Raw genomic sequence first — 7,326 nt, forward strand, 5'->3', positions numbered from 1 at the left:
CAAGAAGAAGGGGGGGGGCGTTAACCTTAATGCGGGGTTAGCGGCCCGAGTGGCCCTTGCGCAAGGATTTCTCCACCTGGCGCAGGCCGAGCGAGAGGGTGATCGTCATCGTCAGGTAGATCAGCGCGACCACGTTATAGGTCTCGAAGTAGCGGAAATTGCCCGCCGCCGTGACCTTGCCCAGTTGGGTGATGTCGAGCACGCCCAGGACCGAGACCAGAGAGCTGTCCTTCACCATCGCCACGAAATCATTACCCAAGGGCGGCAGGATCACCCGAATGGCCTGCGGAAAGACGATATGGCGGAAGCGTTGGCGGCGGTTGAGGCCAAGGGCCTCGGCGGCCTCGATCTGGCCCTTGTCGACCGATTGCAACCCGGCGCGGAAGACCTCGGCCAGAAAGGCGGAATAGGCGATGGACAGCGCCAGGATCGCCCGCCAAAGCAGGCTGAAATCGCGGGTGCGGATCGGGTCGAGCCCGACCTCTGCCGCCACCCAGTTCCAGCCCGCGACCAGCGCCGGGGCCAGCACGAAGGCCACGTAGAGCAGCAGCACAAGGATCGGGATGCCCCGTATGACCTCCACGTAGAAGCGGGCGCACTGGCGCAGGATCAGCGACTGCGACTGGCTGGCCAGCGCCAGCCCAAGCCCCACCGAGGCCGCCGCGAAAAAGGCCACGAAGGTCACGAAGATCGTGATCCCAATGCCCCGCTGCAGGGTGGTCAGAACCTGCCGGTACTGATCATCGGCCAGCACCTGCCAGAAGGCAAACAGCCCCAGCCCGGCCACGGCGAGCAGCCACCAGGGGAAATCCTTGTCGCTTTGGGGGGAAGGGATCATGCGCGAGAAAGGCCCCGGCCCTATGCGAACCGGGGCAAGAGACGGCTTAGCCGCCAAAGCTGTAATCGACGAACCAGCGCTGGTTCAGTTCATCCAGCGTGCCATCCTCGCGCATCGACGCAATCGCCGCGTTCATCGGCCCGACCAGGTCAGACCCGCGCGGGAAGATGAAGCCGAAATCCTCGGTGCCAAGCGGATCGCCGATGATGGCCAGCCGATCGGGGTTGGCACGAACATAGCCCTCGCCACCTGTGGAATCGGTCAGCACCATGTCCACATCCTCGGTCAGGAGGCCCTGAACGGCGGCGCCAAAGGTTTCGAACAGCTGAATGCGCGGGTTCGCTTCGTTGCCATCCAGCACCTCGTAGACGCCCACATAGAAGGGTGTCGTCCCCGCCTGGCTGCCCATCAGGAAATCCTCATCGGCGGCAAAGCTTTCGGCATCCGTGAACCGGGTTTCCCCGGCCCGCACCAGCATGCGCATCTGACTGGTCATGTAGCTGTCGGAGAAATCGACCATCTCGGCCCGGTCCTCGCGGATGGTGATGCCGGTCATGCCCATGTCGAACTGGCCCTCGGAGACGGCGGCAATCATCGCATCCCAGCTGATGGTCTCATAGACCACGGTGATGTTCAGGCGTTCGGCGATGATCTCCATCGCGTCATATTCCCACCCGGCGGGCTGGCCGGTATTGGGGTCGACGAATTGCAGCGGCGGATAGGCGTTTTCGGTGACGATCACCACTTCGCGGCCTTCGAGATTGGGCATATGGCCGTCGGCAAGGGCCGATACGGGGACAAGCGTGGCAAGGGCCAGCGCGGCGGCGGCAAGGCGTTTCATTGGAAAGACTCCCTGTTTGTTATCGGGGCAGTATGGCGCGGCCTTGGCGACACGCAAGGGTCAGCCGCTGCAGACCGGGCAGTTTTCAGCGCGTTTCATGGTGATCAGCCGGGTTTCGGCATAGAGCGCGTCATAGATCAGCATGCGCCCGCGCAGCGGCTCGCCCGCGCCCGCGATCAGCTTCACCACTTCCCCCGCCATCATCGCGCCAATGACACCCGGCAGCGCGCCAATGACCCCGGTTTCGGAACAGGTCGCCGCCATGCCCGGCGCGGGCGCATCGGGGAAGACGCAGGCCATGCAGGGTGCGCCACGGGCGGGATCATAGATGGTCACCTGCCCCTCCCAGGCGGAAATCGCGCCAGAGACGACGGGCTTGCCCGTGGCGATGGCGGCGCGGTTGATCAGGTCGCGGATGGGCCAGGCATCGGTGCCGTCGACGATCAGGTCATACTCGGCGAACAGCGCCTCCGAGATCTCCGCCGTCAGCTTCCGGTCATAGGGGCGCACATCCACATGCGGGTTCAGCGCCAGCATCCGCTCACGGGCCGAAAACACCTTGGGCACGCCCTGTGACTGGTCGGTATGGATGATCTGGCGTTGCAGGTTGCTCAGGTCCACGTCGTCATGGTCGATGACCCCGATCCGGCCCACGCCCGCCGCCGCAAGGTAGAGCAGCACCGGCGATCCCAGCCCCCCGGCCCCCACGACCAGAACCTTGGCCTGCTTGAGCTTTTTCTGCCCCGGTCCGCCCACTTCGCGCAGGGTGATATGGCGGGCGTAGCGGTCCAGCTCCTCACCCGAGAACGTGCCCGTCTGTTTCGGCGCCTCCGCTTCGCGCGCGCCCTCGACCGCCTCTGCCCGCGCCCGCAACCGCCGCAGCCCCTCGCGATAGGCCAGCACCAGCGCCACGACCCCGCCCAGCATCAGCCAGGGCGCCGCCGAGCCACCCGTACCCTCCCGTAAGGGATGCGCCTCGGGCAAGGCCACCTGCACCAGCAGCACCGCCATGTAGAGCACGAGCAGCATCACCAGCCGCGCCCGTATCGGCGCGCCCATCAGCCAGCCCACGCCCCAAAGCGCCGCCGCCATGGCCAGAACCACCCCCATCAGCCGCGCCCCGTGGAACCGAACCCGCCCGCGCCCCTGTGGCTATCGGACAGGTCTTCGACCACGTCGAACACGGCCTGAACCACAGGGGCCACGATTGCCTGTGCAATCCGGTCGCCATGGGCGATCGGGAACGGTTCGGTGCCGTAGTTGATCAGCAGAACCCCCAAAGGCCCGCGATAATCGCTGTCAATCGTGCCGGGCGTATTGGGCAGCGAGATCCCGTGTTTCAGCGCGAGGCCCGACCGGGGCCGGATCTGCATCTCATACCCTTCCGGGATTTCCACGCGCAGTCCCGTCGGCACGATCCGCCGCTCCATCGGGGCCAGCACCATGCCCGCCGTCCGATCCTCTGGCCGAAAATTCGCGCGCAAGTCAGCCCCCGCCGCCCCCGCTGTCTCATAGCTTGGCAAGCCCACGGCAGGATCGGCCCAGTCCTCTCGCAGCACCCGGATCGTCAGCGTCATCCCCTGCACCTTCTTCTTGGCCCAAATACTCCCGCCGGAGGCAGCCTCACCGCGCCAGCGCCTCGGCAATGCGCACCGCCAGCCGCCGGGCGGTTTCCTCCTTCGACAGGCGCGGCCAGTCCTCAACGCCCTCCGCCGTGACGATGGCCACCTTGTTCTCCGACCCGCCCATGATGCCCGTGGCGGGCGAGACGTCATTGGCAACGATCCAGTCACACCCCTTTCGGGCGCGTTTCGCGGCGGCATTCGCCTCCACGTCATGGGTCTCGGCGGCGAAACCGACCACGAGGCCGGGCCGCCCCTCACACATTTGAGACACGGTTTTCAGGATGTCGGGGTTTTCCGCAAACTCCAGCGCGGGCGTGCCCGCCCCTTCGGTCTTCTTCATCTTGCGGTCGGTCGCGTTGGCCACCCGCCAATCGGCCACGGCGGCGGCAAAGACCGCGGCATCGGCGGGCAGCGCGGACTCAACCGCCTCCAGCATCTCCCGCGCGGTTTCGACCTTGACCACCTTCACGCCTGCGGGCGGAGCGACCCTCGCAGGCCCGGTTACGAACGTGACCGATGCCCCAAGATCGCGCAACGCGGCAGCGAGCGCCGTTCCTTGCGCGCCAGAGGACCGGTTGGCGATATAGCGCACCGGGTCAATCGGTTCATGGGTGGGGCCGGAGGTCACCAGCACATGCCGCCCTTTCAGCGGCCCATCCGACAGGGCCGCGCTCACGGCCGCCACAATGTCGGGCACCTCCGCCATGCGCCCGGGCCCGAATTCGCCGCAGGCCATCGCACCTTCATCAGGGCCGACCACCAGAACCCCGTCGCCCTGCAGCGTCGCCAGGTTGCGCTGCGTCGCCGGATGCTCCCACATGCGCACGTTCATCGCGGGCGCGATCAGCACGCGCTTGTCGGTGGCCATCAACAGGGTCGAAGCCAGATCATTCGCCAACCCATTCGCCATCTTCGCCATCAGATCCGCCGTGGCGGGGGCAACAACGACCAGATCGGCGGCACGGCTAAGCTCGATATGGCCCATTTCAGCCTCATCCGTAAGATCGAAGAGATCCCGATAGACCTTTTGTGCCGCGAGGGCCGAGGCGGAAAGCGGCGTCACGAACTCCTCGCCCGCGCGGGTCAGGACGGGCACCACCTCTGCGCCTTGTTCCCGCAAGCGGCGGATCAGGTCGAGCGATTTGAAGGCCGCGATACCGCCACCGATGATCAGAAGAATGCGCTTGTCCGCCAGCATGGGGCCTCCGCCCATTGTCATTTTCTGACGCTCAACCTAGTCGCCCCGTTCCCCCATCACAAGCCGACAGAAAGCCCGGTAGGTCGCGGCCCGGAACGGGCCGCGCGGGTCGATGCGCGATGCGCAGCGAAATCCCCGTCGGACAAACAGCGCCCCGGTTAATCCTATCTTCAGGAAGCTATGCCAGTCTGGCCACCGGTTAACCGACTGCAACAGCGTGGCCCGGTCCCTCCCGATGCCTCAGACCACCCCTGACAAGGGTGCAGGCGGACGGGGGAAAACCCGGAAGCTTCCACGAAGACCGACAGCCCGCGCGCCTTTTCGAGGCGGCGCCGCTTCACTTCCCTGCCCGTTCCGGCGCAATCGCGCCCTCGGCAGCACAACCTCCGAGACCCTCAGGCCCGTCACTGAAACGCCGCGCAGGGATCGTCCCGCTCGGCGGGTTCTGTCACGCGCCACAGGTCGAAGGGGATCTCGCCCTCAGGCCCCGATTCGAACTGCCCCACCGACACGACCGCCACCTCTGGCGCGGCCATTGCGATCATCGCGGGCACCGCCCAATCGGTGCGCGCATGGCCATTGCCGGTGATCAGCACCACCGGCCCGCCTGTCTCTTCCAGCGCCGCCAGCACCCTCGCGGCAAAGCCCGCGTCCCGTAGCCTCTGGGCTTCGACCATGCCCGGAAGCAGCGCGGCGGGAAGCGCATTGCAATGCGCTTCGGCCTGCATCTCTTCGCGCAGCGCCTGCTGATTTTCGGGAAGGGGCTGATCGAGCGAGAACGCCTGCGGGTCGCCCGCGAACCGTGCAGCCGCCCCCTCACTCACCGCCGCACGCACATCCTCATAGGGCAGCGCCGCGCCGAAGATCATGGCCTCCCCCAGGGCTGCAAACAGGGGCTGATACAATGCGAACTCTGGCCAGCCCGATTGATCCCACCCGATTTCAGCCGCCAATGCATCGGGAGAGGCCAGCAGATCGGGTGTGATCCGCGCCGCCTGGTCGGGTGACAACATCTCGAACACAACCGCCGCGGGGGCAAGGGCCTCCACGGCCTCGGCCTGCCACAGGTGATGGGCGGGATTGTCATGTACCTCGCCAAGGATCACTACATCCGCACCGCGGAGCTGGTCCAGCCCCGCCAAAGGGGCGGACCAAGCCGCGCAGGCTGACAGACACAGCACAAGGATCGCAAAACGCTGTTTCATGGCATACAGCAAACGCGCAAGGCCCGGCGCAGACAAGCGGACAGGCTGTCTCAGCCCATCATCCCGCGCAGTTCCTCTTCACGGGGGGCCAGCTTGCGGCGCATTTTCTGCAAGGCGCCTGCCTCGATCTGGCGCACGCGCTCTTTCGACAGGCCCAGTTCCTCGCCGAGGCTTTCCAGCGTCCGGGCCGGGTTGGTCAGCTTTCGCGCGGCAATGATCTTCTGTTCCCGCTCCGTCAGCGTGCCCAGCGCATCGCCCAGCCATTCGCGCAGGCGCGTGCCATCCTTCTCGCGCTCGAACCGCTCGCTCGCCTGTTCACCGTCATCTTCCAGCGTCTCGATCCACTCACGGCCCTCTTCGCCATCGGATTGCAGGGCGTTCAACGAGAAATCCGACCCGGCCAGGCGGCCCTCCATCAGTTCGACGTCCTTCAGCGCCACCCCGATCTCGGTTGCGATCTGCTCTCGCAGCTGGTGGGAATCCAGTTCCACACCTTCCGCCGCGGCATCAGCCTCCAGCCGGGCGCGCACACGCCGCATGTTGAAGAACAGGCTCTTTTGCGAAGATGTCGACCCGGTGCGCACCATCGACCAGTTGCGCATCACGAAATCCTGCATCCCGGCGCGAATCCACCACACCGCGTATGTCGAAAAGCGCACACCCCGGTCCGGGTCGAAACGATCGGCGGCTTTCATCAGGCCAAGCCCTGCCTCCTGGATGAGGTCGTTCATCGAGGCGCCGTAGCCCTTGAATTTCCAGGCAATGGAAATGGCCAGGCGCATATAGGCGGTGATCAGGCGATGCAGCGCTGCCTCGTCCCGGTGATCGCGCCAGGCGATGGCGAGATCGCGTTCCGTGTCGGCATCAAGCAGCTCCGCTGCCCGTGCGTGGCGGGAAAGAGACTGGCCAGGATCAAAGTCGAGTGCCATAACGCGCTCCTGTTCGCTTGCATTCACGAGGGTTACGGTCGGGAATTGCGGCCGGATCACTTTTGGGGAGGAAAAAATGTCTTTGCCCGGACTGACACTGGTGATCGGCGGGGCCGCGTCCGGCAAATCCGCCCAGGCCGAGGCGCTGGTGCGCGACCATGGCGGGCAGCGGGTCTATGTCGCCACGGCGCAGGCCTTCGATGACGAGATGCGCGCCAAGATCTCCGCCCATCAGGAGATGCGCGCAGGCGATGGCTGGCGCACCGTTGAAGCGCCGTTCGACGTTGTGGGGGCGCTGGATGGTCTTGGGTCGGGTGATGTCGTGCTGCTCGATTGCGCGACCTTCTGGCTGACGAACCTGCTGCTGTCCGAGCGGGATTGGCAGGCGGAGGCTGACACGCTGATTGCGGCGCTGAAGGCCTGCCCTGCGCCGGTCGTGGTGGTCAGCAACGAAACCGGCCAGGGCATCGTGCCGGAGAACGCGCTGGCGCGGGCGTTCCGGGAAGCGCAGGGCCGGTTGAACCAGCGGCTGGCGGCCGAGGCCGGACTGGTCGTGGCGGTGATGGCGGGGTTGCCGCTTGTGCTGAAGGGAGAGGCCCCGTGACCAGAGGGATTTCGCCGCCTTCGGCGTCGACCCGGGGGGGGGGGGGGGGGGGGGGGGGGGGGGGGGGGGGGGGGGGGGGGGGGGGG

Annotated in this window: 8 protein-coding genes; 1 reads left to right on the forward strand and 7 read right to left on the reverse strand. The window is 66.2% G+C overall.

Annotated elements, in window-relative coordinates:
- Positions 1–37: 37 nt before the first annotated feature.
- The 7 genes from RBB16_RS20165 to RBB16_RS20195 all read right to left on the reverse strand — a co-directional run bounded on the left by RBB16_RS20165 (position 38) and on the right by RBB16_RS20195 (position 6,636).
- Complete coding sequence (locus tag RBB16_RS20165) at positions 38–838, reverse strand: amino acid ABC transporter permease (RefSeq protein ID WP_306047826.1); 801 nt, start codon at positions 836–838, stop codon at positions 38–40.
- Between the two features lie 46 nt (positions 839–884).
- Positions 885–1,679: an ABC transporter substrate-binding protein gene (locus RBB16_RS20170; RefSeq protein ID WP_306047827.1), complete on the reverse strand. Its 795-nt coding sequence runs from the start codon at positions 1,677–1,679 to the stop codon at positions 885–887.
- 60 nt (positions 1,680–1,739) lie between these two features.
- Positions 1,740–2,789, reverse strand: coding sequence for a HesA/MoeB/ThiF family protein (locus RBB16_RS20175; protein WP_306047828.1), 1,050 nt, complete (start codon positions 2,787–2,789; stop codon positions 1,740–1,742).
- Positions 2,789–3,256, reverse strand: a complete 468-nt coding sequence (dut, locus tag RBB16_RS20180; protein WP_306047829.1) for a dUTP diphosphatase — start codon at positions 3,254–3,256, stop codon at positions 2,789–2,791. Before dut ends, RBB16_RS20175 begins: the two co-directional genes overlap by 1 nt.
- A 46-nt stretch (positions 3,257–3,302) precedes the next feature.
- The gene (gene coaBC / locus RBB16_RS20185; RefSeq protein ID WP_306047830.1) at positions 3,303–4,502 is read right to left on the reverse strand and encodes a bifunctional phosphopantothenoylcysteine decarboxylase/phosphopantothenate--cysteine ligase CoaBC; all 1,200 of its coding nucleotides are present in this window, start codon (positions 4,500–4,502) and stop codon (positions 3,303–3,305) included.
- 404 nt (positions 4,503–4,906) lie between these two features.
- Positions 4,907–5,707 carry a ChaN family lipoprotein gene (locus RBB16_RS20190; protein WP_306047831.1) on the reverse strand — a complete coding sequence of 267 codons (801 nt, stop codon included), beginning with the start codon at positions 5,705–5,707 and terminating at the stop codon, positions 4,907–4,909.
- Between the two features lie 50 nt (positions 5,708–5,757).
- Positions 5,758–6,636, reverse strand: a complete 879-nt coding sequence (locus RBB16_RS20195) for an RNA polymerase factor sigma-32 (RefSeq protein WP_306047832.1) — start codon at positions 6,634–6,636, stop codon at positions 5,758–5,760.
- 76 nt (positions 6,637–6,712) lie between these two features.
- On the opposite strand from RBB16_RS20195, the gene cobU reads away from it, so the two are divergent.
- Positions 6,713–7,240 carry a bifunctional adenosylcobinamide kinase/adenosylcobinamide-phosphate guanylyltransferase gene (gene cobU, locus RBB16_RS20200; protein WP_306047833.1) on the forward strand — a complete coding sequence of 176 codons (528 nt, stop codon included), beginning with the start codon at positions 6,713–6,715 and terminating at the stop codon, positions 7,238–7,240.
- Positions 7,241–7,326 lie beyond the last annotated feature (86 nt).

Source organism: Nioella sp. MMSF_3534 (assembly GCF_030732985.1).
Lineage (GTDB): Bacteria > Pseudomonadota > Alphaproteobacteria > Rhodobacterales > Rhodobacteraceae > Nioella.

What these genes read in the sequence shown, in the direction of transcription:
- RBB16_RS20190 (WP_306047831.1), bottom strand. Translation starts at nt 5,707, where the DNA reads ATGAAACAGCGTTTTGCGATCCTTGTGCTGTGTCTGTCAGCCTGCGCG.
- RBB16_RS20165 (WP_306047826.1), bottom strand. Translation starts at nt 838, where the DNA reads ATGATCCCTTCCCCCCAAAGCGACAAGGATTTCCCCTGGTGGCTGCTC.
- RBB16_RS20175 (WP_306047828.1), bottom strand. Translation starts at nt 2,789, where the DNA reads ATGGGGGTGGTTCTGGCCATGGCGGCGGCGCTTTGGGGCGTGGGCTGG.
- dut (WP_306047829.1), bottom strand. Translation starts at nt 3,256, where the DNA reads ATGACGCTGACGATCCGGGTGCTGCGAGAGGACTGGGCCGATCCTGCC.
- coaBC (WP_306047830.1), bottom strand. Translation starts at nt 4,502, where the DNA reads ATGCTGGCGGACAAGCGCATTCTTCTGATCATCGGTGGCGGTATCGCG.
- RBB16_RS20195 (WP_306047832.1), bottom strand. Translation starts at nt 6,636, where the DNA reads ATGGCACTCGACTTTGATCCTGGCCAGTCTCTTTCCCGCCACGCACGG.
- cobU (WP_306047833.1), top strand. Translation starts at nt 6,713, where the DNA reads ATGTCTTTGCCCGGACTGACACTGGTGATCGGCGGGGCCGCGTCCGGC.
- RBB16_RS20170 (WP_306047827.1), bottom strand. Translation starts at nt 1,679, where the DNA reads ATGAAACGCCTTGCCGCCGCCGCGCTGGCCCTTGCCACGCTTGTCCCC.